A 25964-nucleotide genomic window follows, 5' to 3' on the forward strand; every position below is an offset into this window, starting at 1 on the left:
GGTGATGTTTGTTCTGTTTTTCCGTGAAACTTATCCAACCGAAGTGGTGGCAATCGCAGGCGTTTCCGTATTGCTGATCAGCGGTGTGTTGCCATATGATCGTGCCCTCGAAGTGCTGTCTAACCCGGCGCCTTGGACAATCGCTGCAATGTTTATCGTGATGGGGGCTTTGGTGCGCACCGGTGCGCTGGATGCGCTCACTTCGCTGGCTGAAGCACAGGCCAAGCACCACCCCCGGCGCGCCATAGGGCTTATGATTGGGTTCGTTGCTTTGGCCTCGGCTGTTGTGTCAAATACGCCCGTGGTTGTTGTGATGATCCCAGTTTTTGTTCAATTGGCGCGCAGCTTGGATATTTCGGCAAGCAAACTGCTGATCCCTTTATCTTATGCAGCCATTCTTGGTGGTACGCTGACATTAATTGGCACCTCTACAAACCTATTGGTGGACGGGGTGGCGCGGGCAGAGGGATTGGCCGGTTTTACCATATTCGAGGTGACCCCCTTGGGAGTGATCTTGGTGATTTGGGGAATGATCTATTTGCGGTTTATCGCGCCTTTATTGCTTCCTCATCGGGATAGTATGGCCAATTTGCTTTCTGATAAAACCCAAATGAAGTTTTTCACTGAGGTCGTGATTCCCCCTGATTCAACCCTGATAGACCGCGACGTGATGGGGGTTGAGCTTTTCAAACGGGATGGCGTGCGGTTGGTTGACGTTATCCGGGGGGACGCCTCTTTGCGCCGTAATTTACAAGGGGTAAGTCTTAAGGTGGGTGATCGGGTGGTGCTGCGCACCCAAATTGCTGAATTACTCAGCCTGCAGCGAGATAAAAACCTCAAACGTGTGGATCAGGTGTCGGCGGTTGAAACAACGACCGTTGAGGCGCTGATCACGCCGGGTTGCAAAATGGTTGGACGGTCGCTGGGCCAAATGCGGCTAAGGCGCCGCTTTGGTGTCTATCCGCTTGCAGTGCACCGGCGCAACCAAAGCATTGGCAGACAGCTTGATGATTTGGTGGTGCAGGTTGGGGATACTTTACTGCTGGAAGGTGCCAGCGAAGATATCCAAAGACTGGCCCAAGAGATGGGGCTCGTTGATGTATCCCGGCCTGCCGCCCGGGCCTACCGGCGCAGTCACGCGCCGGTGGCGGTCGGGGCACTTTTGGGTGTTGTTGGATTGGCCGCACTAGGAGTGGCGCCAATATTCTTGCTAACTGTTTTGGCCGTGGCCGCGGTATTGCTTTTGCGTGCAATTGATGCAGATGAGGCTTTCTCATTTGTCGATGGCCGGCTACTTACACTGATTTTTGCGATGTTAGCAGTCGGTGCGGCCTTACAAGCCTCTGGCGCGGTCGAATTAATCGTTAATATGCTCGTGCCAATGCTGTCGCAAATGCCCCCAATTCTAATGATCTGGATGTTGTACTTAATCACCTCGGTGCTAACCGAATTGGTGTCCAACAATGCTGTGGCAGTGGTCGTAACCCCCATAGCGATTGCGCTGGCTCAGGCCTTGGGGGTTGATCCTAGGCCGTTCGTCGTGGCTGTTATGGTCGCGGCCTCGGCATCTTTTGCCACTCCGATCGGATATCAGACCAATATGATGGTCTATGGGCCTGGGGGCTATCGGTTCACAGACTTTATGCGTGTTGGCATTCCCTTAAACCTTAGCATCGGCTTGATTTCTTCAGTGATGATCCCGCTGATCTGGCCGCTCTGACTGCAGAAGCGGTTTGGATAGCGACTTGCCCCCGGGCGGTTGCCTGTTTTATAGAGAGCGCAAACCAAGGATGAAGTGGAGGACACCATGGCCGGTCATTCAAAATGGGCGAATATCCAGCACCGAAAAGGCCGTCAGGATGCGGCGCGCTCTAAGCTATTTTCAAAGCTTTCAAAAGAAATCACCGTAGCGGCCAAAATGGGAGATCCCGATCCGGAAAAAAACCCCCGTCTTAGATTGGCGGTGAAAGAAGCTAAATCAAGTTCGGTGCCCAAAGACGTGATAGAGCGGGCCATCAAAAAATCCACAGCCGGCGATGGCGATGATTATGAAGAAATCCGTTATGAAGGTTATGGCCCGAATGGCGTCGCTGTGATTGTTGAGGCAATGACGGATAACCGTAACCGCACGGCCTCCAACGTGCGGTCTACGTTTTCCAAAAACGGCGGTAATCTGGGCGAAACTGGGTCTGTCGGTTTTATGTTCGAACGCAAAGGTGAAGTCAGCTATGGCGCTGACGTCGGCAACGGGGATACGGTTATGATGGCCGCGATTGAAGCCGGCGCTGAAGATGTTGAAAGCTCTGACGATGGGCATATCATCTGGTGTCTTGATACGGACCTTAATGAAGTGTCGAGCGCGCTTGAAGCTGAGTTGGGCGAGAGCCAGTCAACCAAGCTGATCTGGAAGCCGACCACCACCACCGAACTTGATCTGGAAGGCATGCAAAAGCTTATGAAGCTTATCGATGCCCTGGAAGATGATGATGACGTGCAAAGGGTGACATCTAATTTTGAAGCCACCGACGAGGTCATGGAGCAGCTTTAAGCGGCCCAAAAAAGAGTTAAATTCATTGATCCTAGCTTGGATTAGTGGATTTTGCGTATGACCCGACGAAATTTTAAGAATATTTCAGCAAAAAATATTGCAATAAGTTTTAATATAATATACAAAAGGATATAAATTAAATACTAAAGGGTGTTTATAATCATGGGACTGCCAACCCAAAGATACTTAAATGTTGCACAATTACGCGCGCTGCTGCTCGGCATGGAGCGTGATCTCGGACTTGGAGATTTATCTCAAAATGAAAAAGATGTTTTTTATGCAGTTCAAAGCGTGATTGCGAATAGTGAGGGAATCGCGCGCTCGGATGATATAAAGGGTCATTCCTTAGTTTTTGAGATGACTCAACCGACCTTTCACCGCAGTTTAAAAAACCTTTTAGCGCGAGGTCTTTTGTCTCATGCCCCAAGCACTAAGGCGGGGTCTTATATTGCCGCTGAACCAGAAATCCGCCAATTAAAGGCTGTTGCATCGGTTTGATCTAGACTAACTTGCGCCTGAGTATTCCGAAAAGGCGCAGGGAAATTTATGCAGGCTTTGTTTTCAGGTTTCGGTCTGGGCTTATCATTAATTTTAGCGATTGGGGCGCAAAACGCCTTTGTCCTGCGCGCCGGGCTTTTGAAACGGTATGTTTTCATTGTTTGCCTGACCTGTTCTCTTTCTGATGCTTTGCTGATTTATATTGGGGTCAACGGGTTGGGTCGGTTTGTCCAATCTATGCCCGTTATAATCGACGTGATGCGGTATGGTGGGGCTATATTTTTGGTCTTGTATGGTGCAAAAAGCCTCTATTCCGCTTGGCGCGGCGGAACGGGCCTAAAGGCCGCCGGTGAGTTTAGCACCCTAAGGGCTGCGGCGCTGACCTGTTTGGCACTGACTTGGCTGAACCCGCATGTCTATCTTGATACGGTTATTTTACTGGGCTCTATTGCAGTGCAATCACCGCAACCAGGGGTCTTTGGCATCGGCGCTATCCTGGCAAGTTTTGTTTTTTTCTTTACGCTGGGCTACGGCGCGCAGCTGCTCGCACCTTTTTTTGCAAGGCCGCGCGCCTGGCAGGTTTTGGATATTGGGATTGCAGCTGTGATGTTTAGCATCGCATTTGGTTTAATTTTGTCGCAATAAGACTTGCACAACCTCCTAAATTCACGCCTTTTTGGGGGATGGGCACCCCAAGTGATTATCAACCCTTTCGAGCAATTCTGTGGATGACTTTCAGTGGACTACTGTTTGTCGGTGTTACCGCTTTGGTAAAATATCTTGGCACAGGGGTTCCCGCTGCTGAAGCGGCCTTTTTACGCTATGCGCTCGGCTTGGTGCTCTTGTTGCCGATGATTCCTGAATTTCGACGCAGCTGGCAGCGCGGCGCCATAACCAAACCATTGATGTGGGTATTTGTTGGGCGCGGGGCTGCGCATTCTATTGGTGTGACATTGTGGTTTTTCGCCATGGCGCGAATACCGATCGCAGATGTCACCGCCATGAGCTATTTGACACCAGTCTGTGTGATGTTTGGCGCAGCGGTGTTTTTGCGCGAAAAACTGGCCCTTGATCGCATGGTGGCCGTGATGGTGGCTTTGGTTGGGGTGGTTATTATTCTTAGACCGGGATTTCGCGAGGTCGGCGCAGGTCACTTGACCATGCTGGCCAATGCGTTTTTCTTTTCGTGCTCTTATCTGCTTGCAAAGCGGGCCAGTGACCAAGTCTCGGCCTCGGTGGTGGTGGTGATGCTGTCGCTTGTCACAACATTGGGATTGGCGCCCTTGGCTTGGTCGGTTTGGGTGCCGCCAAGTATTTTTGATGTTTCGATCCTGTTTGTGGTCGCAGGCTTAGCCACTTTGGGCCATTATGCAATGACGCGTGCCTTGGCTGCCGCTCCTGTGAATGTCACCCAGCCGATTAATTTTTTGCAACTGATATGGTCTGTGCTTTTGGGCGCATTGGTTTTTGCAGAGGGCGTAGATATTTGGGTAATTGCAGGCGGAACTATTATTTTGACGTCGATTAGCATTCTCAGTTGGCGTGAAACGGCTGGTCAGCGCCGACGACTTACCCCAGCCCCTCCTTCAACCACCTCAGAAGGCCCAAAATGACCCGCAAACCAAACATACTTATTCTCATGGTCGATCAATTGAACGGTACGCTGTTTCCCGACGGGCCGGCAGAGTGGCTTCACACCCCGAACCTCAAACGACTGGCCGAGCGATCAACGCGGTTTGCAAATGCCTATACAGCCAGCCCACTGTGCGCACCGGGGCGGGCAGCGTTTATGTCCGGTCAATTGCCGTCAAAAAACCAAGTCTATGATAATGCGGCAGAATTTTCCTCTGCTATCCCAACGTATGCCCACCATCTTCGCCGCGCCGGGTATCATACCTGCCTGTCAGGAAAAATGCATTTTGTCGGACCAGATCAATTGCACGGGTTTGAAGAAAGGCTGACAACTGATATTTATCCGGCTGATTTCGGGTGGACCCCAGATTATAGAAAACCTGGCGAGCGTATTGATTGGTGGTACCATAATATGGGCTCGGTGACCGGCGCTGGTGTTGCGGAAATTACCAATCAGCTGGAATATGATGACGAGGTTGCTCATCATGCCACACGTAAGCTTTATGATCTGGCGCGCGGCACTGATGAGCGGCCATGGTGCCTGACCGTGAGCTTTACCCACCCCCATGATCCCTATGTTGCCCGAAAAAAATACTGGGATCTTTATGCCGATTGCACGCATTTGCAGCCGCAAGTGGCTGCCATGCCCTATCAAGACCAAGATGCCCATTCACAGCGTATTTTTGATGCCAATGACTGGCGATCTTACGAGATAACCGAGACCATGGTTGAACGGTCACGGCGGGCCTATTTTGCCAATATAAGCTATCTAGACGATAAAATTGGTGAAATTCTTAGGGTTCTTGATGACACCGGCCAAAGCGCAAACATCCTCTTTGTCTCCGATCACGGAGATATGCTGGGGGAGCGGGGGCTTTGGTTCAAAATGTCATTTTTCGAAGGCTCGGCGCGCGTACCTTTGATGATAAGCAGTTCCGAGATGACCCCAGGTGTGGTTGATGCGCCGGTTTCAACCATCGATGTCTGCCCGACGCTATGCGATCTTGCAGGGGTCCACATGGATGAAGTGGCCCCTTGGACCACTGGCGAAAGTCTTGTTTCGCTGGGCCAAGGCGTTGAACGCCACACCCCGGTGATGATGGAATATGCCGCCGAGGCTTCATACGCGCCAATGGTTTCACTGCGTATGGGAGATTGGAAATTCAATCGCTGTGCGATTGATCCTGACCAATTGTTCAATCTTGAGACAGATCCGAACGAGCTTAATAATCTGGCTACCACGCCAGAGCATCAGGCGGTTGTTGCGCAACTTAGCGCCGAAGTGGATTCGCGCTGGGATCTGGATGCATTCGATGCCGCAGTGCGCCAAAGTCAGGCGTGCTGCTGGGTGGTTTATGAAGCCTTGAGACAAGGTGGGTATTACCCGTGGGATTACCAACCGCTACAACAGGCCTCTGAGCGCTTTATGCGCAATCATATGGATCTCAATCAATTGGAAGAGGCAAAGCGTTATCCGCGCGGCGATTGATCCGATGCGAGCAACAAATCAAGCACGGCGCGAGCATCACGGCGGGCCAACGCCGGATTTGCCGCCAGAGCATTTTGGGCGGTATTGAGCCAGACACCGTCCATATAAGATTGCAATGTCTGCCGGATCGTCGCGGCCTGATCCCTATCCATTAATGGCCTAAGATCATGCCGCAAATGGCTGGCCACGCGCGCCCGGTTGAGCCGCTGTAACCTTGCCAATGCTGGCGCATAGGGCGCAGCAGCCCAAAATTGCACCCAAACGCTGCATTTTTCTGCCGTAAACAACTGATCATCAAAGTTCGCGTCCAAAGTGGCATAGAGCCGGTCCAATGGGCTGCTTGCAGCGTTTAAATTTCGCACCACTGCTGCACGCAAAAGCCCCAGAAGATGTCGCATGGTGGCTTCCATCAATCGCTCCTTAGAGCCAAAATAATAATTGATGCTGGCCGCAGTCGCGCCGGTTTCCTGAGCAATTTCACTCATTGTGACCGCACCAAGCCCGTGTTTATGCACCGCTTGCAAAGTGGCTTCGATAAACTCGGCATTGCGGATATCTCTTATTTTGACGCGTTGCATGGGGTGGGTGTGCCGCGTTGCGCTATGTTTTGCAATAAAATTCGAGAGCAGGATAAAAATTTAAATGACCATTTAAGTTTTTATTTACCTGATCAAATGCGCATGCTATCGACGAGCGAAATTTAGCGGAGACACCCATGCAGGCGGATTTTGTAATTGTTGGGGCGGGAAGTGCCGGCTGCGCAATGGCGGACCGTCTTAGCGCCGCAGGTGCATCTGTGATTGTGATTGAGTTTGGTGGCTCAGATGCCGGTCCATTGATTCAGATGCCCGGCGCCTTAAGCTATCCGATGAATATGCCGCGTTATGATTGGGGCTATTGGTCAGAGCCCGAGCCGCATCTGGGGGGGCGTCAACTGGCCTGTCCGCGCGGAAAAGTGATTGGTGGCTCTTCTAGCATCAATGGAATGGTCTATGTGCGCGGTCACGCGCGCGATTATGATACATGGGCTGAGATGGGCGCAGATGGCTGGAGTTATGCGGACGTCTTGCCGTATTTCAAGCGCATGGAGCATTGGGATGATGCAGGTCATGGCGGTGATCCGGACTGGCGGGGCAAAAACGGCCCGCTGCATGTCACCCGCGGCAAACGTAGCAACCCATTGGTCACCGCCTTTGTCGAAGCGGGGCGGCAAGCTGGTTATCCGGTCACTGAGGATTATAACGGGCATCAGCAAGAGGGCTTTGGCGCGATGGAGCACACCATCTTCAAAGGCCAGCGGTGGTCGGCGGCCAATGCCTATCTTAAGCCTGCTCTGAAACGCCAAAACTGTACACTTGTTCGTGGGCTCGCGCGAAAAATTGTGCTTGTTGAGGGACGCGCGACAGGGGTTGAGATTGCCCGCTCAGGCCGCACTGAAACAATCTCGGCGCGCCGTGAGGTGATTATCGCGGCGTCTTCGATCAATTCTCCAAAGCTTTTGATGCTGTCCGGAATTGGCCCGGCTGCACATTTGGCAGAGCATGGCATTCATGTGTCTGCAGACCGTCCCGGCGTCGGCCAGAATCTGCAAGATCACTTAGAGCTCTATATTCAAATGGCTGCGAGCCAACCTATCAGCCTTTATAAATACTGGAACCTTCTTGGAAAAGCTTGGGTCGGGGCGCAGTGGCTCTTTGCGCGCCGCGGGCCAGGTGCATCAAACCAATTTGAAAGCGCCGCGTTCATCCGATCGGCTCCTGGGGTTGAATACCCCGATCTGCAATATCACTTTTTGCCCATGGCCGTGCGCTATGATGGTCAAGCTGCGGCTGACGGGCATGGGTTTCAGGCCCATGTTGGCCCCATGCGTAGCCCATCGCGTGGGTCTGTGACTTTGCGGTCTGGCGATCCGGCTGAGGCGCCCAAAATTCTGTTTAATTATATGTCGAGCGAAAAAGACTGGTCTGATTTTCGCACAGCAATAAGATTGACCCGTGAGATTTTTGCGCAAGAAGCTTTTCAGCCTTATGTCAAACATGAAATCCAGCCGGGGCCTCAGGTTCAGACAGAAGAAGCGCTGGATGCGTTTATAACAGAGCATGTGGAAAGTGCCTATCATCCTTGCGGAACCTGCAAAATGGGCCGCCGGGATGATCCAATGGCCGTGGTTGATCCAGAAAACCGTGTGATCGGCGTAGATGCGCTGCGCGTGGCCGACAGCAGCATTTTCCCACAAATTACGAATGGCAATCTAAATGGTCCATCAATTATGGTGGGTGAAAAAGCCAGTGATCATATCCTCGGCCGTGAGCCGCTTGCCAAAGCCAATGCAGCCCCGTGGATTGCTAAAAACTGGAAGCAACACCAGCGTTAGCCTATATGCAGTCACAGTAGTGAGCTAATGAAACCGGAGTTTAAATGCAATCACCTGCTTTCCATTGATCAGTTTTAGCACGCTTTAGGTGTTGAGATGGGGGCAGTTCTTTATGGCCAAGGGCTGTCAAAAACTCGGCCTGCGCTATCTCAAGCGCTAAAATTGCAATCTCTACTTTGCACAACTGTCTAAAGATGTCGCTAAAAATTCAGGCTATGGTGATATTATCTTTTAAGACCTTGTGAGGCAATTAATTATGACGTTCTCTTATGTTTTGAACTTTGACCAACTTTTTAGGCAGCGCATTAAATCCGTTGAATTAATGCCGGCTGTGAACGACCGTTACTATGACCGTCTGGTAAAGGCGTATGACGGGTTGTTAGATCGCAAAACCCAGCTTGAAAAAGCTGGCTCAGACGATTATTTGGCGCTGGATCACTTGGCATTGCTCTGCCATATTCTGCGGGCACAAATTGATAGTGATCAACAGCTTAGCGTATGAAATATGGAAGGATGTCACGTTGGTTGGGATCTACCGAAAGATTGCGTTCGAGCGGCGGAACAGACCGTTGGTGACAAGTCTTTCGCTCGCACAGACGGCAGGAAATGCCGATCGGTTCAAACGCATCAGGATTATTCAGATCAAGCGTATCTGAATAAACCAGAGCGCCAGCATGTTTGATCTCGCAGCCGAGCGCGATTGCAAAACGTTGCACTGGTGCGCCAAAAGATCCACCCGCTTTCGAGACATCGCGGGCCAGTGATATATATCTTACCCCGTCTGGTGTTTCCGCCAATTGACGTAAAAAACGGCCCGGTGTTTCAAAGGCGCGGTGCACATTCCAAAGTGGGCAAGCCCCACCAAAACGGGCAAACTGCAACCGGGTTGCAGAGTGTCTTTTGGTGATAGTACCTGCCTGATCCACGCGGACAAAAAAGAACGGGATACCCTTGGCCCCGGGGCGCTGCAATGTTGACAGCCGATGCGCAACTTGTTCAATAGATACCCCAAATTTGGTGGCAAGGCGCTCTAGATCATGACGCTCAGATTGCGCAGCTTCAAGAAATAGCCGGTAGGGCATCAGGGCTGCCCCGGCATAATAGTTCGCTAGCCCTATTTTTGCGATGGCGCGGGCTTCGTCGGTTTGAAAACGTGCCAAATCCAGAGTTGCTTCAATCAAAGGGTTTTGGGTGATCAAAGCCAGTTGCAAGATCATTTGGAAGGCTTGGGTTTGCGGGCTGCTGTGCACTGAAAGGCTCAGCGTCCCGCTGTTTGTATCAAAATGGCGAAGCGCCGGATGATCGCCGTAGCGCAGCTTCACCCCGTTTTTTTCAAGTTGTTGTTCAGCGGCGTTTCTGACCCAGTCAGGACCATCGCACGCTTTGGCAAAAAGTTCCGCGCTTCGGTCGACAGCATCTATATAATTATCACAATAATGAAAGAAATCACGCACCTCTTCCCATGGGCTCGGCTGCAGCCTAGCATCGTCGCGCCCCAAGGCTTCGTCGAGCGACATTAGACGTTCTTGGGTTTGGCGGTAGGCGCGATGAAGCTCTAAAAATGCGCGTGTTAAAGCTGGCGCATTTGAGGCAGCAAGTCGCACATCGGCCAAGGCTGGCTGGGTTTCTGCAAAAATAGGATCGGCCAATGCTTCCCGCATATCGCTCACAAGCCGCTCGCTATCACCTGTTGAAAGCTCAGTTACATCAAAGCCGAACTCTTGTGCGAGCGCCAGAAGTACTGCACTTGATACCGGCCGGTTGTTGTTTTCCATCTGGTTGAGGTAGGGCAAAGACACCCCAAGCTTTGATGCAAAAGATTTTTGGGTCAGCGAAAGCCGTTGCCGCAGATCGCGCAGCTTTGCCCCAGCATAGATTTTTCGTCCCCTCATGGTGTGGGCCTTTGCAAAAATAGCATATAAATTTTCTAACTTTGCAAAGTAAATGGGGCAAGGTTTATTTATCACCTAGCCTAGCGTTGCGCCGGCGAACATATAAGATGCAGAGTACGCCGCCAGCTGCGGAGAGCCACATCAGGCAGACCAAAGGCATTTCGCTGCTGCCAGGTTTTAAGATTAAACCACTGGCGGCTGACAAGGCTGCCCCGCCACCGATCATGATTGCGCTTCCAAGCCCAGATGCGGCACCTGCAAGGTGCGGCCGGACGGACAGCATGCCAGCTGTTGCATTAGGCATGGTGATCCCGTTGCCCAAGCCAACAAAAGTCATCAAACCAAAAAAGCTTGTTGCACTACCGTAGCCAGCGTAGCTCACCAATAAAGATAGCGACATCCCGACCATAGTGACCAACAAACCCCATAGCACCATTCTATCGATACCAATCTGCTTTGAAAAACGGCCGGAAAGAAAGTTGCCAAGAATATATCCAATTGCCGGCACGCCAATGTAAATACCAAGGGCTTCTGGTGTTAAATTAAATACCACCGACCCAACGAAAGGGCCGCCGCCTAGAAAGGCAAAGAATGCGCCTGCACCAAGCGCCGAGGAAATACAGTAGCCCCAAAAACGACGCGCTTTAAGCAGTTCGGAATATTCGGCAAATTGGCTACTAATTTTATGGGTCGATGGCGCTGCTGTTTCACCCTGATCAAGATAGCAAATTAGCCAAATTACCACTCCTACAGCAGCCAAAAACCAAAAATTGGATTGCCAGCCAAGCCAGCCGTCTAAAAATCCGCCCAAAACAGGGCTCAGCATAGGCACAATCGCCATGCCCATGGTGACATAGCCAATTTTGGACCCGGATTCAGAGGTTTCGGTTGTATCGCGTACGATGGCGCGTGAAATAACAACACAACAGGCAGACACTGCCTGAACCGCCCGAAGGGCAAGAAAGACATGAATATTTGGTGCATAGATTATGACTATGCTTGTGACAGCAAAAATGCCTAGCGCCCAAAGAGCAACAGGTCTTCGGCCAAATAGATCAGAAAGCGGCCCAGCGGCCAGTTGTAGCATAGCGCTCGCTCCAAGATAGATTCCAACCGAAAGTCCGACAATTGCCGGCGTGCTGTTAAAATGCGTTGCCATGCGTGGTAAACTTGGCAAAAACATATTCATTGCCAAAGCCGAAATGCTTGAGAGCAAGATCAACGTTGCCATATGTGGTTGTGTGCTATGGTTTAAAAACCGAGCTGCTGGAAAATTGCTCATTAATGTGTCGTATTCAGTTTCTTGGGTGGTGTCCAGAATTTTTGATCAAATGGGCAAATTAAGCACTGGCCTGATTGGATTAGCAAATTAGCAAGTTTGCAAAAATCAATTTACAATTATTTGCAAATTTGCTGAAAAGTACTTTGCGATAAAATTTATACGCGCTATCAGGGCGTTTAAAGACGCAAGGGGCTTGGTGATGAAAGATATTTTGCAAGAACTTGAGGAACGGCGCGAAGCAGCACGCCAAGGCGGCGGGCAAAAGCGGATTGATGCACAGCACTCCAAAGGCAAGCTAACCGCACGTGAACGGATTGATCTTTTGCTTGATGAGGATAGCTTTGAAGAGTTTGATATGTTCGTTGCACATCGCTGTACTGATTTTGGGATGGAAAAGCAACGCCCTTCAGGGGATGGTGTGGTTACGGGGTGGGGCACAATTAATGGCCGGATGGTTTATGTGTTTTCACAGGACTTCACCGTCTTTGGTGGGTCGCTATCGGAAACCCACGCCCAAAAAATCTGCAAAATAATGGATATGGCCATGCAAAATGGCGCTCCGGTTATTGGTTTGAATGACTCAGGCGGCGCGCGCATTCAAGAGGGTGTTGCCTCATTGGCTGGTTACGCCGAAGTGTTTCAACGCAATGTTCTGGCATCGGGTGTAGTGCCGCAGATTAGTGTGATCATGGGGCCTTGTGCCGGTGGAGCGGTATATTCGCCTGCCATGACGGATTTCATCTTTATGGTCAAAGACAGTTCCTACATGTTTGTCACTGGTCCGGATGTTGTGAAAACGGTGACAAATGAGGTGGTAACCGCCGAAGAACTGGGTGGCGCAGACACCCATACCAAAAAATCATCGGTTGCAGATGGGGCTTTTGAGAATGATGTCGAGGCGCTTGCCGAAGTGCGCCGTTTGGTGGATTATCTGCCGCTGAACAACCGTCAAAAGCCGCCAGTACGGCCCTTCTTTGATCAGCCTGGCCGGGTTGAGCCTTCGCTCGATACATTGGTGCCGGATAACGCCAACACTCCCTATGATATGAAAGAGCTTATTCTAAAAGTAGCTGATGAGGGCGATTTTTACGAATTACAGCAAGAGTTTGCGAAAAATATCATCACTGGCTTTATGCGGCTGGAAGGCCAAAGCGTCGGGGTGGTGGCGAACCAACCGATGATGCTTGCAGGCTGTTTGGACATTGACAGCTCACGCAAAGCCGCGCGGTTTGTGCGCTTTTGTGATGCGTTTGAAATCCCAATCCTGACCTTGGTGGATGTACCTGGGTTTTTACCCGGGACCGGGCAAGAGTACGGTGGAGTGATCAAACACGGTGCAAAATTGCTGTTTGCTTATGGCGAAGCGACCGTCCCGAAAGTAACCGTGATCACCCGCAAAGCCTATGGTGGGGCCTATGATGTGATGGCCTCAAAGCATTTGCGCGGTGATTTTAATTATGCTTGGCCAACCGCCGAAATCGCCGTGATGGGCGCCAAAGGCGCAACCGAAATTATCCACCGCGCTGATCTGGGGGATACAGCAAAGATCGCGCAGCACACGCAGGATTACGAAAACCGCTTTGCCAATCCATTTGTCGCTGCCGAGCGCGGCTTCATAGACGAGGTTATCCAACCTCGTTCCACCCGCCGCCGCGTCAGCCGAGCTTTCGCATCGCTGCGCGGCAAGCAGCAAAAAAACCCTTGGAAAAAACACGACAATATTCCGCTTTGATGCAGCAGTGTTTTGCTCAATAGTGGTGCAGAGGCATCAGATGAAAAAAGTTAAAAGCACAGCTTTCGGAACGACCTTTAGCCATCGAGGTGCGGAATGTTAAAACACCGCAGCTTTCCGGGTCGGTTGCCCGGAACGGACTTTCAATTCACTATCCGGCGCCCCAATCCAAAGGGGATAACGCCGATTGTACGGCGTGATCGCTTTAAAGACCGAAAACCGGCCGATAGGCGGGCAGATACAGCGTTTGTGAGAGCCTTGATGGAGCAATTCTGGGATCAGCCCTTTGAGCGCGGGAACCTAGATGCTGGCCGTCTAAGTTGGCTTTTCGAGCGCGAAGTAAAGCCCCATGATGATCCGTTTGATCCAACCAGTTATGAGGCACAATTGATCCTTGATCTGCCGCTTATTCAATCCACTTTTCCTGACGCTTTTGACCGCGAGTAAGAAGGACCTGCCCATGTTCGACAAAATTTTAATTGCAAACCGTGGTGAAATAGCATGCCGAGTGATAAAAACTGCGCGCAGGATGGGAATAAAGACCGTTGCTGTGTATTCAGATGCCGATCGTAATGCTTTACATGTTCAAATGGCCGATGAAGCCGTACATATCGGTCCACCGCCAGCGAACCAATCCTACATCGTCATCGAAAATATCCTAAAGGCGATACGCGAAACAGGCGCCCAAGCGGTTCACCCTGGATATGGATTTTTGTCAGAAAACCCGAAGTTTGCCGCCGCTTTGGCCGCCGAAGGTGTTGCATTTATCGGCCCGCCACAGGGCGCGATCGAAAGCATGGGCGACAAAATAACCAGTAAAAAAATTGCTCAGGACGCTGGTGTAAGCACAGTGCCGGGCTACATGGGTTTGATTGAAGATGCCGAAGAAGCTGTGCGCATCAGCCAAGAGATTGGTTATCCCGTGATGATAAAAGCCTCTGCCGGCGGTGGCGGAAAAGGGATGCGGATTGCGTGGTCTGATGATGAGGCGCGCGAGGGCTTTCAATCGTCAAAAAACGAAGCCGCAAGCAGTTTCGGCGATGATCGCATCTTTATCGAAAAGTTTGTCACGCAGCCGCGGCATATCGAAATTCAGGTGCTTGCTGACACGCATGGAAATTGCATTTATTTGGGCGAGCGCGAATGCTCGATTCAAAGGCGCAACCAGAAAGTGGTCGAAGAGGCGCCCTCTCCATTTTTGGATGAAGCAACTCGAAAAGCGATGGGTGCTCAGGCTTGTGCACTGGCCAGCGCAGTAGATTATGCCAGCGCCGGAACAGTGGAATTCATCGTGGACAGCGAAAAGAAATTTTACTTTTTGGAAATGAATACCCGTTTGCAGGTTGAACATCCGGTGACCGAATTGATTACCGGCGTTGATCTGGTGGAACAAATGATCCGTGTTGCAAATGGCGAAGCACTTGAGTTGTCCCAAAAAGATGTCACTATAAATGGGTGGGCAATTGAAAATCGGCTGTATGCCGAAGATCCTTATCGGAATTTTCTGCCCTCTATTGGTCGTTTGACCCGATATCGCCCACCTGCTGAAATCGCCACTGACGCTTTTGTTATACGCAATGATACCGGGGTTTATGAGGGTGGCGAAATTAGCATGTATTACGATCCGATGATTGCCAAGCTTTGCACTTGGGCGCCAAGCCGCACCGAGGCGATTGAACACATGCGCTTGGCACTTGATCAGTTTGAGGTCGAAGGCATTGGTCATAACCTGCCGTTTTTAAGCGCGGTGATGGATCATCCGAAGTTTGTCAGTGGCGCGATCACGACAGCGTTTATCGGCGAAGAATATCCTGATGGATTTACCGGCGCGCAATTGGCCGAGCCTATGTTACGCAAGATCGCTGCAAGCTGTGCGGCGATGCACCGTGTGGCTGAAATCCGCCGTGCAAAAATATCGGGCCGGCTCGACAATCATGAACGAAAAGTTGGCGATGACTGGGTGGTCACACTAGGCGGGCAGCGTTATGAGATTGTGATCAACGCGGACCCGCAGGGCTCTACTGTGCGCTTTGCCGATAAGCCAGAGTTGCGGGTGTCCTCTGATTGGACCCCAGGGACGGCTCTAGCGGAAATGATGGTGGACGGCGCGCCTTTGGTAATGAAGACCACCAAGATTCCCGGCGGCTTTCATGTACGCAGCCGGGGCGCAGATTTAAAAGTGCATGTTCGCACCCCACGTCAAGCCGAACTTGCCGATAAAATGCCGGAAAAACAACCGCCCGATACCTCAAAACTGCTGCTGTGCCCAATGCCCGGATTGGTGGTGAAAATTGATGTGAAGCCCGGTCAGCAGGTTGAAGAAGGTCAGGCTTTGTGCACCGTCGAAGCAATGAAAATGGAAAATATCCTACGTGCCGAGCGCAAAGGGATTGTGGGGTGCGTCAATGCCGTTTCTGGTGACAGTTTGGCAGTGGATGATATTATTATGGAGTTCGAGTAAGGATGGCCCACGCCTTGATAAATCGAATTTTCACGCGCGGGTTACTTCGCTCAAGACCGCATTATTTCTTGGCTTTAATTTCCTGTCGGCGCATGGGCATTTTATCAATTGCTCGGCTCAGTGCGCGCAAATCCCATGGAAATGGTTTGCGCAGTTTAACCTGCCCGTCTTTTCCAATGAGCAAAATCGTAAACCCACGGGGGCGGAATTTTTGCCGCAGCGGACTGTCCATTGCTGGGTCAGAGTCTGTTAAAACCACGATTTCTCGCTCTGCTAAAGCGGCAGGATCAATTTGTAGAAATTCGATCTGGGTTTGGAAACGGACATCCTGTTTTGAATTGGAAAAGATGATAATCAAACGATTTTGCCAGGCGAATGTCTCCAGGTCTGTTTCTGATGTTACAGTTTGGAATAGATCGGCATGCTCATCGGCAAATCCGATTGCGGCGGTTACCGACAGTATTGCTGCCAAAATCAATTGTTTCATACGAACTCCCTTTGTCTTGCATATAGTTCAGCCAAAGGCATTTGCGAAGGGCTGGGCGCCGAAACAAAAGAAAAATTTTACAAACTGGGCCGCTGCGTTCAGATTGCAGACCCGCTAAGGAGAGAGAAATGGCGAATAGCAAACAGTCATGGCGCACGGCCGCCGAAAAAGAACTGCGCGGCAAAAGCCTAGAGGATCTGACATGGAAAACGCTTGAAGGTATTGATATCAATACGCTTTATACATCCGAAGATGTCTCTGGGCTGGACCATATGGACAGCTTGCCGGGCCAAGAGCCATTTGTCCGCGGGGTTCGGTCAACGATGTATGCCGGTCGGCCGTGGACCATTCGCCAATACGCAGGTTTTTCCACGGCTGAGGCATCAAATGCGTTTTACAGAAAAGCATTGGCAGCTGGTCAGCAAGGGGTTTCGGTGGCCTTTGATTTGGCCACACACCGGGGATATGACAGTGATCATCCGAGGGTGATTGGGGATGTTGGCAAGGCCGGCGTTGCCATTGATAGCGTCGAAGACATGAAAATTCTTTTCGACAGCATCCCTTTGGATCAAGTGTCTGTCTCAATGACCATGAACGGCGCGGTGATCCCAGTTCTGGCGAATTTTATTGTCGCAGGCGAAGAGCAAGGCCACGATAAAGCAAAGCTATCTGGCACCATTCAAAATGATATTCTAAAAGAGTTCATGGTGCGTAATACCTATATTTATCCGCCCGAACCTTCTATGCGCATTGTGGCGGATATTATAGAATATACCTCAAACGAAATCCCCAAGTTCAATTCTATTTCGATCTCTGGATACCACATGCAGGAAGCCGGGGCGAATTTAGTGCAGGAACTGGCGTTTACACTGGCTGATGGCAAAGAATACGTCAAAACAGCCATTGCACGCGGGATGGATGTGGATCACTTCGCTGGGCGGCTGTCGTTCTTTTTCGCGATCGGAATGAACTTTTTCATGGAGGCAGCAAAGCTGCGTGCAGCGCGGCTTTTGTGGCATCGCATCATGACCGATCTTGGGGCGAAAAACCCGCGCTCAAAAATGCTGCGGACCCATTGCCAGACCTCAGGTGTCAGCTTGCAAGAACAAGATCCTTATAACAACGTGGTGCGGACAGCTTATGAAGCGATGAGCGCTGTTCTGGGTGGCACCCAGTCGCTGCACACCAATGCTTTGGATGAAGCGATTGCATTGCCAACTGAATTTGCCGCCCGTATCGCACGCAACACTCAGCTTATATTGCAAGAAGAAACCGGCGTGACCAATGTAGTCGATCCACTTGCAGGATCCTATTATGTAGAAAAGCTGACCGCGGATTTGGCCGATGCGGCATGGCAGATCATCGAAGAGGTCGACACCATGGGGGGCATGACCAAAGCTGTGGCCAGCGGAATGCCGAAACTGCGTATCGAAGAAGCCGCAGCCCAGCGGCAAGCCAATATAGATCGCGGCGAGCAGGTGATTGTGGGGGTAAACAAATATCGCCTTGATCAAGAGGATGACATTGAAATTCGCGATATAGACAACGCTGCCGTACGCGAAACGCAGATCGCGCGGTTAGATTCAATCCGCGAAGATCGCGATGCTGCGCGCTGTGAAGCGGCGCTGGGCGAAATATCGCGGCGTGCGGCCGAAGGTGGTAATTTGCTAGAAGCAGCTGTCGAAGCTGCCCGCGCGCGCGCTACCGTTGGAGAGATTAGCATGGCTATGGAGAAAGTGTTTGGGCGCCACCGCGCTGAAGTGAAAACATTAGCGGGGGTTTATGGCAAAGCTTATGAAGGCGATACAGAGTTTGAGAAAATCCAAAAGTCGGTTGAGCAATTTGCCAAAGAGGAAGGCCGCCGGCCGCGCATGCTGGTGGTAAAAATGGGACAGGATGGGCATGACCGAGGCGCGAAAGTCATCGCCACCGCCTTTGCTGATATCGGTTTTGATGTTGATGTTGGTCCGCTTTTTCAAACTCCTGATGAAGCCGCGCAGGATGCCATTGACAATGATGTTCATGTGATTGGTATTTCCAGTCAGGCAGCAGGTCACAAGACACTTGCGCCCAAACTTATCGAGGTGCTTGAAGCGCGTGATGCTGGCGATATTTTGGTGATTTGCGGCGGTGTGATCCCGCAACAGGATTATGACTTTTTAAAGTCCGCAGGCGTCAAGGCAATCTTTGGACCGGGAACCAATATTCCCGCCGCTGCACAAGAAATTTTGGAATTGATCCGCGCAACACGTGACTAAAGAACCAATAGCGTAACCTACCCCTCTAATTTTAGTGGGGTAGGGCTTTCGTCTTAAAATTGGTTCAATTCACTCGATCATTGTGAGAAGTTTATTCAACGACTCTTTGGCATCCCCATAGAACATCCGCGTGTTTTCTTTGAAGAAAAGTGGGTTTTCGATGCCCGAATATCCCGTTCCCTGTCCGCGTTTTGACACAAAAACCTGTTTTGCCTTCCAGCATTCCAGCACCGGCATACCTGCGATTGGGCTGTTTGGGTCATCTTGTGCAGCCGGGTTCACAATGTCGTTTGAGCCGATGACAATCGCCACGTCAGTCTTTGGAAAATCATCGTTTATCTCATCCATTTCGAGCACGATATCATAGGGAACTTTGGCTTCTGCCAAAAGCACATTCATATGGCCGGGCAAACGGCCAGCCACCGGATGGATTGCAAAGCGGACGGATTTTCCTTTGGCCCGCAGCCGCTTTGTCAGCTCGCTGACTGCCTGCTGCGCTTGCGCCACGGCCATGCCGTAGCCGGGGATGATAATCACACTGTCGGCATCATTCAAAGCTGCCGCAACGCCATCAGCTTCAATCGCGACCTGCTCGCCTTCTACGGCCATTTGCGGCCCGGTTGTGCCGCCAAAGCCGCCAAGGATCACCGACACAAAAGATCGGTTCATCGCTTTGCACATGATGTAGCTTAAGATTGCACCAGATGATCCGACCAAGGCACCAACCACGATTAAAAGATCGTTGCCAAGCGAAAAGCCAATTGCTGCAGCGGCCCAACCCGAATAGGAATTGAGCATCGAAACAACAACAGGCATATCGGCTCCGCCGATGCCCATAATAAGATGCCAGCCGATAAAGAGGGCTGCAATTGTCATAATGACCAGCGGCAAGAAATCACCTGAATTGAAATACCAGATTAATGAGAAGACTGAGATAAAAGCGGCCGCAGCGTTCAAAGCATGACCGCCGGGAAGTTTTACTGCTTTTGAGTCTACGCGGCCGGCAAGTTTGCCGTAAGCCACCACAGAACCGGTGAATGTAATGGCGCCGATAAAGATCCCTAAAAATAGCTCAACCCGAAGAATATTTATCTCAACGGCGGTCTTTTTGGCCACCACAGCTGCAAATCCTGTAAGAGCTGAAACGCCGTCGCCACCTTCTTCAAGTGCAAAACGGACATTTTCGATTTCAAAGTCTGCATTGAAGCCCACGAAAACTGCCGCAAGGCCAACTAGTGAGTGCATGGCGGCCACAAGTTCGGGCATTTGCGTCATCTGCACCCGCTGGGCCAATTGCATACCGATATAGCCGCCAATGGCGATTAGGACTATAGACAAAGGCCATAGGCCAGAACCCGGGCCGATCAGTGTGGCTGATACGGCAAGGGCCATGCCCACAATGCCGTACCATACTGCACGTTTCGCACTTTCCTGTCCGGAGAGGCCTCCGAGCGAGAGGATGAAGAGAACAGCTGCAACTACATAAGCTGCTGTTGTAAATCCGATGTCCATGTTCTTCGTCCTCTCTTAAGATTTCTGGAACATGGCGAGCATTCGCCGTGTCACAAGGAAACCGCCAAAAATGTTTATGCCGGCCATAAAGACCGACAGGGCTGCCAGCAGAAGCACGAGGAACGAGCCAGAGCCAATTTGCATCAAAGCACCCAGAATGATGATTGATGATATCGCATTGGTGATCGCCATAAGAGGCGTATGCAGGGAATGGCTAACATTCCAGATCACTTGGAAGCCAACAAATACTGCCAAAACAAAAACAATAAAGTGCTGCATGAAACTGGCAGGTGCATAGGCTCCGATCACAAGCATTAGAACTGCCCCTATGGTCAGCATGCCCACTTGCTGTTTCGTAGCCTCTTTAAACGCGGCGGCCTCGGCGGCTTGCTTTTCTTCTGCCGTTGGCTCTTTGACCGGCTCTTTCTTTTGGGCCGCTATGGCCTGAATTTTTGGCGGGGGCGGTGGGAAGGTAACAGCGCCCGCATGCGTAACGGTGGCCCCGCGGATGACATCATCTTCCATGTCATGGACCACCTGTCCGTCTTTTTCAGGCGTTAAATCCGTCATCATATGGCGGATATTTGTTGCATAGAGCGTCGAAGATTGCGCTGCCATGCGGCTTGGGAAATCTGTGTATCCAATAACGGTCACGCCGTTTTTGCTGACGATCTTTTCGTCAGCAACAGTTAGATCACAATTGCCGCCCCGCTCAGCTGCAAGGTCAATGACCACAGATCCGGGTTTCATAGCAGCCACCATATCGGCCAGCCACAGCTTGGGCGCATCACGTCCGGGGATCAGCGCGGTGGTAATCACTATATCCATTTCCGGGGCCAGTTCGCGGAACTTTTCCAATTGCTTTTCGCGAAACTCAGGGCTGGATGGCGCAGCATAGCCACCTGATTCAGCGCCATCTGCCTGAGACTCTTCAAAGTCTAGGAAAACAAACTCGGCGCCCATCGATTCAATTTGTTCGGCCACTTCCGGACGCACATCAAAAGCATAGGTGATAGCGCCAAGCGATGTGGCCGTGCCGATCGCAGCCAAGCCGGCCACGCCAGCCCCGACAATCAACACCTTTGCGGGAGGGACCTTGCCGGCGGCCGTGACCTGACCGGTAAAGAACCGGCCAAAATTATTTCCAGCCTCAATCACGGCCCGGTAGCCGGCAATATTTGCCATTGAACTCAGCGCGTCCATTTTTTGAGCCCGCGAAATTCGGGGCACCATATCCATCGCAATCACACTGGCACCTTTTGCCGCAATCTGCGCCATCTGCTCTTCACTTTGTGCTGGGAAAAAGAATGAAATTAGAGTTTTGCCATCGCTCAACCGCTTTGCCTCAGTATCATTTGGCGGGCGGACTTTTGCAATTGTATCAGCTGCTTTCCAAAGGGCGGCGGCTGTTTTAACAACCTTTACACCGGCATCTTTGTAAACATCGTCAGAAAAACCGGCGGCCTGTCCAGCGCCCGTTTCGATCAAGCATTCGTGGCCAAGTTTCTGCAGTTGCAGCGCGCTTTCTGGGGTCATTGCCACTCGTGCTTCGCCAACAAAAGTTTCTTTGGGGGTTCCGATTTTCATTGGCACGCTCTCCACGAATAATTTTTATCTTTGATCTTCTGTGCCGTGTTAGTTACAGCCAACACGCGCAAATGTGAATGCCGTAATTGGATATTTACGTGCCGGAATTCTCCATTGGTTTGTTTTTTGATCTTTTTGTAAGAGTTGTTTTATGTGAAACGGTCTCGCACCTTTGAATGGTCCAAGCCAGAAGAGGCTTGATGGGCACATTATCGGTGCGCAAAGCAGCCTAGATGCTTGCGCTTTGCTAAAGGATTGATATGAGTTTCGTGATCGGGAGGAATTTGCGATGTCATTAAATGGTGCACATGCTTTGGTGACCGGGGGCGGGACTGGAATAGGGTTGGCAATTGCGCGCGCTTTGGCCTCCGAGGGGGCTCATGTAACCATCACTGGTCGCAGGCTTTCGGTGCTGCAAGAGGTGGGCATTGAGCGGATTTATCCACTGGCAATGGATGTCACGGATGAGCAGGCACAGCGCGACACCATTGCAAAGGCAGTGGAAGCGAGAGGGCCCATTCAAATTTGTATTGCCAACGCAGGGATTGCGGAAGGTCGGGCGCTGCAAAAAACTGAAATGGATCTTTGGCGCAAAATCATGGCCACCAACCTTGATGGTGCCTTCATCACAATTCGCGAAGCCATGCGCTCGATGGTGCAGGCGGATTGGGGCAGGGTGATTGGCGTCTCGTCAATCGCAGGGATCAGAGGGCTTAAGGGCGGTGGCGCCTATGCCGCCAGCAAGCATGGGCTCATCGGTTTGATCCGCTCTTATTCAGAAGAATATCTTGGTGGCCCAATCACTTTTAATGCCCTTTGCCCCGGATATGTTGATACACCTATTATAGACGCAAATCTTGATGCCATCCAAAAACGTGGCTTCACTCAGGATCAAGCTATGGAAATGATGGTGGGCTCAAATCTGCATAAAAGATTAATTGATGCCGATGAGATCGCGCAGGCTGCCCTCTGGCTTTGCGCGCCGGCCGCCGCAAGCGTAAACGGACAAACGATCAATATTGCAGGAGGTCAGGTATGAAAACAAATTTTTCTGATACAAAAACACTTTTTAATCTTCCTCATGGAGTGATTTATCTGGACGGCAACTCGCTTGGCCCGTTGCCAAAAGCTGCTGTCCAAAAGGTTAGCCGGATGATGGAAAGTGAATGGGGCCAGATGTTGATTACCGGTTGGAACAATGCCGGATGGATGCAGCAGCCGGTGTCGGTTGGGGATCGGATTGCGCGGTTGATTGGTGCAGAGCGCGGACATGTGGTGGTTGGTGATACCCTATCGATCAAGGTCTACCAAGCGCTTGCCTCGGCGCTTGAGATGCGTCCTGATCGGCGTATTATTCTTTCTGATAGTGGGAATTTTCCATCAGATCTTTACATGGCTGAAGGTTTGATAAAATCGCTTAATGCTGGCCATGATTTGCGCGTTGTTGCCCCAGAAGATATTGCCAAGAATATTACTGATGAGGTCGCAGTCACGCTGATCACCGAAGTTGATTACCGCACAGGGCGGCGCCATGATATGCGCGGTCTTACGGCCAAGGCGCATGCGGTCGGGGCGCTTACGGTTTGGGATCTAGCGCATTCCACAGGGGCCTTTGAGGTTGATCTAATGGGGTGCGGGGCAGATTTTGCTGTTGGCTGCACCTATAAATACCTCAATGGTGGCCCAGGATCACCGGGGTTTATATATGTGGCCCCCCGCCATATAGACCGCGCCCGTCCGGCCTTGTCTGGATGGTTGGGACATGCAGCCCCGTTTGCGTTTGAGCCAAGCTATGCAGCAGGTGAAGGTATTGAGCGAATGCGTGTGGGCACACCTTCGGTGATTGCCATGGCAAGCCTTGCGGCAGCACTTGATATTTGGGATCAGGTTGACATGGCTGACCTGCGCGAGCGGTCGATAGAATTAAGCACGCTTTTTATTGAGACAGTCGAGAAAAACTGCCCAATGCTCACACTGGCCTCACCGCGTGATCCAGCTGCGCGTGGCTCTCAGGTCTCATTTCATTTTGGCCATGGCTATGCGGTTATGCAGGCGCTTATTGAGCGCAGCGTCATTGGTGATTTTCGAGCGCCGGATATTATGCGGTTTGGGTTTACACCGCTATATTTAGATCGGGATGATGTTTTGGCGGGGTGTGAAATTTTAACCGAAATCATGCAGGACAACTTGTGGGATAAATCAGAATTTAAGATAAAGGCGCGCGTCACTTAGGGTGCATAGGTTTGCGATCTTTCTCTGCTGCATTGGGCGATTTTAATTGCGGTGGGGTCGGGATTTGTGAATAAAATCAATTATGTTGACGCTTGACCATATCGTCATAGCTGCGGAAACCCTTGAACAAGGCGTGGACTATGTTGAAACGGCGCTTAGCGTTCCCATGGCAGGGGGCGGCAAGCATCGGCTTTTTGGAACCCACAATAGATTACTTGGTTTGGGTGATATTTATCTTGAAGTGATTGCTGTTGACCCTTTGGCCAGTGCAGTGCCCCATTGCAGGTGGTTCGATCTTGATCGGTTTTGCGGCCCGCCCCGCCTGACAAATTGGATTTGCAAAACCAACGAGGTAGCCACTGATTTACCATGCGCCTTGGCCGGAACAGGGCCGATGGTTGAGGTGAGCCGAGGCGATCTTAAATGGCATATAACGGTTCCGGAAAATGGTTGCTTGCCGCTTGATGGCTGTGCTCCGGCACTCATAGACTGGGGGGATGTGCCCTCTCCTGCAAACAGCTTGCCCAACCAAGGTTGCCGGCTGCGAAAATTAAAAATCACCCATCCCAACCCTTACGAGCTCACGCAATTTCTAATGGTTTCTCTAAAAGATACCCGCGTGATTGTGGAACATTCAGAGCAGCCATCTTTTGAAGTTGAAATTGATACCCCTTGGGGCTTGAAATGTCTGCGATAACCATACGCTCGGTCATACCCGAGGATGCCAAGGCAATTGCCGCACTGTGGAACCCGATGATCCGCGATAGCGCTGTCACCTTTACCTCTAGGCAAAAAACAATATCCGGGCTCGCGCAGCAGATCAAGGATTGCAACCGCGAAGGGAAAGGATTTTTTTTGGCCGAGGACAGTCAAGGCGTAATGGGGTTCTGCACCTATTTTCAATTTCGCGGTGGCCCAGGATATTTGCGCACCATGGAGCATTCGATTATTTTGGGTGAGCGGGCGCGGGGCCGCGGTCTTGGGCGGCAACTGATGCAAACTCTTATGAGTCATGCCCGCGCAGCCGGGGTGCACACGCTTTGGGCCGGGGTGAGTGGGGAAAATCCCTCGGGTATCGCATTCCATAAATCGCTTGGCTTTTCACAGGTGGCGGTTCTGCCTCAGGTGGGATATAAATTTGATCGCTGGATGGATTTAGTTCTTTTGCAGAAATTTCTCTGATTGCACGCTGACAATCGCATGAGATCAGTTTAAACTCATCAAATGTCAATTTGGACACGCATATCACAAGCCATTGAAGCACTTACAAAAGGCGAAGCTCTTTCAGCAGTGTTTGACCGCTTGCGCACCCCGCCCGAACATTCTGTTGGTTTCACTATTGCGGTCATTGCCTTAGGCGCAAAAATGGCCAAAGCCGATGGGTTGGTGACCAGAGATGAAGTCACGGCATTTCGACAGGTTTTTTACATTCCAAAGTCACAAATGACCCAAGCTGCCCGAGTGTTTGATTTAGCGCGTCAGGATGTTTCTGGCTATGAATTTTACGCTCGAAGGATCAGTGTAATGTTTGGCCGTGGTAATCAGATCTTGAAAGATTTGCTGGATGGACTTTTCCATATTGCAACCGTTGACGGGCATTATCATCCCAGTGAAAATGCATTTTTGGAAACTGTTGCGGAAATATTTGGCCTTACCAACCGCGAATTTCGAATGCTGCGTGCACGGTATGTGACGGATGAAGTTCCCGATCCATATATAGTTTTAGGGGTCAGCCCGGACGATAGTTTTGAAACAATTAAATCGGTTTGGCGGAACTTGGCGCGCGAAAGCCATCCAGATCAAATGATTGCCCGCGGCGTCCCGGAAGAGGCGGTGAAACTTGCTGAGCGACGTATGAGCCAGATCAATCACGCCTTTGATGAAATTGTTGCGGAGCGGGGTTAACTCGACTGATGATTTTATAAGACCGTCACATAGTGGGTGCGATTCGCCCCTTCATTCGCTCAAGACACTTTTAAA

At 51.1% G+C, this 25964-nt stretch carries 23 protein-coding genes; 17 read left to right on the forward strand and 6 right to left on the reverse strand.

Annotation, left to right across the window (positions count from 1 at the left end; translation table 11 throughout):
* Positions 1 to 4 precede the first annotated feature (4 nt).
* From GN278_05970 to betC, 6 genes are all read left to right on the forward strand, one after another.
* Entirely contained in the window at positions 5 to 1720 is a 1716-nt protein-coding gene (locus GN278_05970) for an SLC13 family permease (GenBank protein ID XAT62563.1), read from the forward strand.
* Positions 1721 to 1807: 87 nt separating this feature from the next.
* Positions 1808 to 2548 carry a YebC/PmpR family DNA-binding transcriptional regulator gene (locus GN278_05975; GenBank protein XAT60406.1) on the forward strand — a complete coding sequence of 247 codons (741 nt, stop codon included), beginning with the start codon at positions 1808 to 1810 and terminating at the stop codon, positions 2546 to 2548.
* Positions 2549 to 2710: 162 nt separating this feature from the next.
* Positions 2711 to 3046 carry a hypothetical protein gene (locus GN278_05980; protein ID XAT60407.1) on the forward strand — a complete coding sequence of 112 codons (336 nt, stop codon included), beginning with the start codon at positions 2711 to 2713 and terminating at the stop codon, positions 3044 to 3046.
* A gap of 48 nt (positions 3047 to 3094) precedes the next feature.
* Positions 3095 to 3691 (forward strand): LysE family transporter, encoded by a 597-nt coding sequence (locus tag GN278_05985; GenBank protein ID XAT60408.1) that lies wholly within the window; start codon positions 3095 to 3097, stop codon positions 3689 to 3691.
* A gap of 83 nt (positions 3692 to 3774) precedes the next feature.
* Entirely contained in the window at positions 3775 to 4659 is an 885-nt protein-coding gene (locus tag GN278_05990) for an EamA family transporter (GenBank protein XAT60409.1), read from the forward strand.
* Positions 4656 to 6167: a choline-sulfatase gene (gene betC / locus GN278_05995; GenBank protein ID XAT60410.1), complete on the forward strand. Its 1512-nt coding sequence runs from the start codon at positions 4656 to 4658 to the stop codon at positions 6165 to 6167. The genes GN278_05990 and betC overlap by 4 nt, the downstream gene beginning before the upstream one ends.
* Here the strand turns inward: betC and betI are convergent.
* Positions 6149 to 6745 carry a transcriptional regulator BetI gene (betI, locus tag GN278_06000; GenBank protein XAT60411.1) on the reverse strand — a complete coding sequence of 199 codons (597 nt, stop codon included), beginning with the start codon at positions 6743 to 6745 and terminating at the stop codon, positions 6149 to 6151. The two genes, betC and betI, sit on opposite strands and share 19 nt — an antisense overlap.
* 137 nt (positions 6746 to 6882) lie before the next feature.
* Between betI and betA the strand changes: the two genes are divergently transcribed.
* Together betA and GN278_06010 are read left to right on the forward strand one after the other, a co-directional pair.
* Entirely contained in the window at positions 6883 to 8541 is a 1659-nt protein-coding gene (betA, locus tag GN278_06005) for a choline dehydrogenase (protein XAT60412.1), read from the forward strand.
* Between the two features lie 256 nt (positions 8542 to 8797).
* Positions 8798 to 9043: a hypothetical protein gene (locus GN278_06010; protein ID XAT60413.1), complete on the forward strand. Its 246-nt coding sequence runs from the start codon at positions 8798 to 8800 to the stop codon at positions 9041 to 9043.
* Here GN278_06010 and GN278_06015 read toward each other — a convergent pair.
* Positions 9033 to 10433 carry an ImmA/IrrE family metallo-endopeptidase gene (locus tag GN278_06015; GenBank protein XAT60414.1) on the reverse strand — a complete coding sequence of 467 codons (1401 nt, stop codon included), beginning with the start codon at positions 10431 to 10433 and terminating at the stop codon, positions 9033 to 9035. The genes GN278_06010 and GN278_06015 overlap by 11 nt on opposite strands.
* A gap of 64 nt (positions 10434 to 10497) precedes the next feature.
* Complete coding sequence (locus GN278_06020; protein XAT60415.1) at positions 10498 to 11715, reverse strand: Bcr/CflA family efflux MFS transporter; 1218 nt, start codon at positions 11713 to 11715, stop codon at positions 10498 to 10500.
* A gap of 199 nt (positions 11716 to 11914) precedes the next feature.
* Here GN278_06020 and GN278_06025 point away from each other — a divergent pair, with 199 nt between their 5' ends.
* From GN278_06025 to GN278_06035, 3 genes are all read left to right on the forward strand, one after another.
* A complete protein-coding gene (locus tag GN278_06025; GenBank protein XAT60416.1) occupies positions 11915 to 13447 on the forward strand; it encodes a methylmalonyl-CoA carboxyltransferase in 1533 nt (510 codons plus the stop codon).
* 96 nt (positions 13448 to 13543) lie between these two features.
* Positions 13544 to 13894 (forward strand): hypothetical protein, encoded by a 351-nt coding sequence (locus GN278_06030; protein XAT60417.1) that lies wholly within the window; start codon positions 13544 to 13546, stop codon positions 13892 to 13894.
* Between the two features lie 13 nt (positions 13895 to 13907).
* Complete coding sequence (locus tag GN278_06035) at positions 13908 to 15908, forward strand: acetyl-CoA carboxylase biotin carboxylase subunit (protein ID XAT60418.1); 2001 nt, start codon at positions 13908 to 13910, stop codon at positions 15906 to 15908.
* 61 nt (positions 15909 to 15969) lie between these two features.
* Here the strand turns inward: GN278_06035 and GN278_06040 are convergent, their stop codons facing one another.
* Positions 15970 to 16395: a DUF4174 domain-containing protein gene (locus GN278_06040; protein ID XAT60419.1), complete on the reverse strand. Its 426-nt coding sequence runs from the start codon at positions 16393 to 16395 to the stop codon at positions 15970 to 15972.
* 128 nt (positions 16396 to 16523) lie between these two features.
* On the opposite strand from GN278_06040, the gene scpA reads away from it, so the two are divergent.
* Positions 16524 to 18653, forward strand: a complete 2130-nt coding sequence (scpA, locus tag GN278_06045; GenBank protein XAT60420.1) for a methylmalonyl-CoA mutase — start codon at positions 16524 to 16526, stop codon at positions 18651 to 18653.
* 69 nt (positions 18654 to 18722) lie between these two features.
* On the opposite strand, the gene pntB is transcribed toward scpA, so the two are convergent.
* Positions 18723 to 20165, reverse strand: coding sequence for a Re/Si-specific NAD(P)(+) transhydrogenase subunit beta (pntB, locus tag GN278_06050; protein ID XAT60421.1), 1443 nt, complete (start codon positions 20163 to 20165; stop codon positions 18723 to 18725).
* Between the two features lie 15 nt (positions 20166 to 20180).
* Positions 20181 to 21752 carry a Re/Si-specific NAD(P)(+) transhydrogenase subunit alpha gene (locus GN278_06055; GenBank protein ID XAT60422.1) on the reverse strand — a complete coding sequence of 524 codons (1572 nt, stop codon included), beginning with the start codon at positions 21750 to 21752 and terminating at the stop codon, positions 20181 to 20183.
* 289 nt (positions 21753 to 22041) lie between these two features.
* Between GN278_06055 and GN278_06060 the strand changes: the two genes are divergently transcribed.
* From GN278_06060 to GN278_06080, 5 genes are all read left to right on the forward strand, one after another.
* Positions 22042 to 22791, forward strand: a complete 750-nt coding sequence (locus tag GN278_06060; protein XAT60423.1) for an SDR family NAD(P)-dependent oxidoreductase — start codon at positions 22042 to 22044, stop codon at positions 22789 to 22791.
* A complete protein-coding gene (kynU, locus tag GN278_06065; GenBank protein XAT60424.1) occupies positions 22788 to 23984 on the forward strand; it encodes a kynureninase in 1197 nt (398 codons plus the stop codon). Before GN278_06060 ends, kynU begins: the two co-directional genes overlap by 4 nt.
* Before the next feature lie 85 nt (positions 23985 to 24069).
* Positions 24070 to 24681 carry a VOC family protein gene (locus GN278_06070; protein XAT62564.1) on the forward strand — a complete coding sequence of 204 codons (612 nt, stop codon included), beginning with the start codon at positions 24070 to 24072 and terminating at the stop codon, positions 24679 to 24681.
* Positions 24669 to 25166 carry a GNAT family N-acetyltransferase gene (locus tag GN278_06075; protein ID XAT60425.1) on the forward strand — a complete coding sequence of 166 codons (498 nt, stop codon included), beginning with the start codon at positions 24669 to 24671 and terminating at the stop codon, positions 25164 to 25166. Before GN278_06070 ends, GN278_06075 begins: the two co-directional genes overlap by 13 nt.
* 42 nt (positions 25167 to 25208) lie before the next feature.
* Positions 25209 to 25889 (forward strand): DnaJ domain-containing protein, encoded by a 681-nt coding sequence (locus tag GN278_06080; protein ID XAT60426.1) that lies wholly within the window; start codon positions 25209 to 25211, stop codon positions 25887 to 25889.
* The last annotated feature ends 75 nt before the right edge of the window (positions 25890 to 25964 follow it).

This window comes from Rhodobacteraceae bacterium Araon29 (assembly GCA_039640505.1).
In the GTDB taxonomy this organism is placed as follows: Bacteria; Pseudomonadota; Alphaproteobacteria; order Rhodobacterales; family Rhodobacteraceae; genus CABZJG01.

What these genes read in the sequence shown, in the direction of transcription:
- GN278_05970 (XAT62563.1), top strand. Translation starts at nt 5, where the DNA reads ATGTTTGTTCTGTTTTTCCGTGAAACTTATCCAACCGAAGTGGTGGCA.
- GN278_05975 (XAT60406.1), top strand. Translation starts at nt 1,808, where the DNA reads ATGGCCGGTCATTCAAAATGGGCGAATATCCAGCACCGAAAAGGCCGT.
- GN278_05980 (XAT60407.1), top strand. Translation starts at nt 2,711, where the DNA reads ATGGGACTGCCAACCCAAAGATACTTAAATGTTGCACAATTACGCGCG.
- GN278_05985 (XAT60408.1), top strand. Translation starts at nt 3,095, where the DNA reads ATGCAGGCTTTGTTTTCAGGTTTCGGTCTGGGCTTATCATTAATTTTA.
- GN278_05990 (XAT60409.1), top strand. Translation starts at nt 3,775, where the DNA reads ATGACTTTCAGTGGACTACTGTTTGTCGGTGTTACCGCTTTGGTAAAA.
- betC (XAT60410.1), top strand. Translation starts at nt 4,656, where the DNA reads ATGACCCGCAAACCAAACATACTTATTCTCATGGTCGATCAATTGAAC.
- betI (XAT60411.1), bottom strand. Translation starts at nt 6,745, where the DNA reads ATGCAACGCGTCAAAATAAGAGATATCCGCAATGCCGAGTTTATCGAA.
- betA (XAT60412.1), top strand. Translation starts at nt 6,883, where the DNA reads ATGCAGGCGGATTTTGTAATTGTTGGGGCGGGAAGTGCCGGCTGCGCA.
- GN278_06010 (XAT60413.1), top strand. Translation starts at nt 8,798, where the DNA reads ATGACGTTCTCTTATGTTTTGAACTTTGACCAACTTTTTAGGCAGCGC.
- GN278_06015 (XAT60414.1), bottom strand. Translation starts at nt 10,433, where the DNA reads ATGAGGGGACGAAAAATCTATGCTGGGGCAAAGCTGCGCGATCTGCGG.
- GN278_06020 (XAT60415.1), bottom strand. Translation starts at nt 11,715, where the DNA reads ATGAGCAATTTTCCAGCAGCTCGGTTTTTAAACCATAGCACACAACCA.
- GN278_06025 (XAT60416.1), top strand. Translation starts at nt 11,915, where the DNA reads ATGAAAGATATTTTGCAAGAACTTGAGGAACGGCGCGAAGCAGCACGC.
- GN278_06030 (XAT60417.1), top strand. Translation starts at nt 13,544, where the DNA reads ATGTTAAAACACCGCAGCTTTCCGGGTCGGTTGCCCGGAACGGACTTT.
- GN278_06035 (XAT60418.1), top strand. Translation starts at nt 13,908, where the DNA reads ATGTTCGACAAAATTTTAATTGCAAACCGTGGTGAAATAGCATGCCGA.
- GN278_06040 (XAT60419.1), bottom strand. Translation starts at nt 16,395, where the DNA reads ATGAAACAATTGATTTTGGCAGCAATACTGTCGGTAACCGCCGCAATC.
- scpA (XAT60420.1), top strand. Translation starts at nt 16,524, where the DNA reads ATGGCGAATAGCAAACAGTCATGGCGCACGGCCGCCGAAAAAGAACTG.
- pntB (XAT60421.1), bottom strand. Translation starts at nt 20,165, where the DNA reads ATGGACATCGGATTTACAACAGCAGCTTATGTAGTTGCAGCTGTTCTC.
- GN278_06055 (XAT60422.1), bottom strand. Translation starts at nt 21,752, where the DNA reads ATGAAAATCGGAACCCCCAAAGAAACTTTTGTTGGCGAAGCACGAGTG.
- GN278_06060 (XAT60423.1), top strand. Translation starts at nt 22,042, where the DNA reads ATGTCATTAAATGGTGCACATGCTTTGGTGACCGGGGGCGGGACTGGA.
- kynU (XAT60424.1), top strand. Translation starts at nt 22,788, where the DNA reads ATGAAAACAAATTTTTCTGATACAAAAACACTTTTTAATCTTCCTCAT.
- GN278_06075 (XAT60425.1), top strand. Translation starts at nt 24,669, where the DNA reads ATGTCTGCGATAACCATACGCTCGGTCATACCCGAGGATGCCAAGGCA.
- GN278_06080 (XAT60426.1), top strand. Translation starts at nt 25,209, where the DNA reads ATGTCAATTTGGACACGCATATCACAAGCCATTGAAGCACTTACAAAA.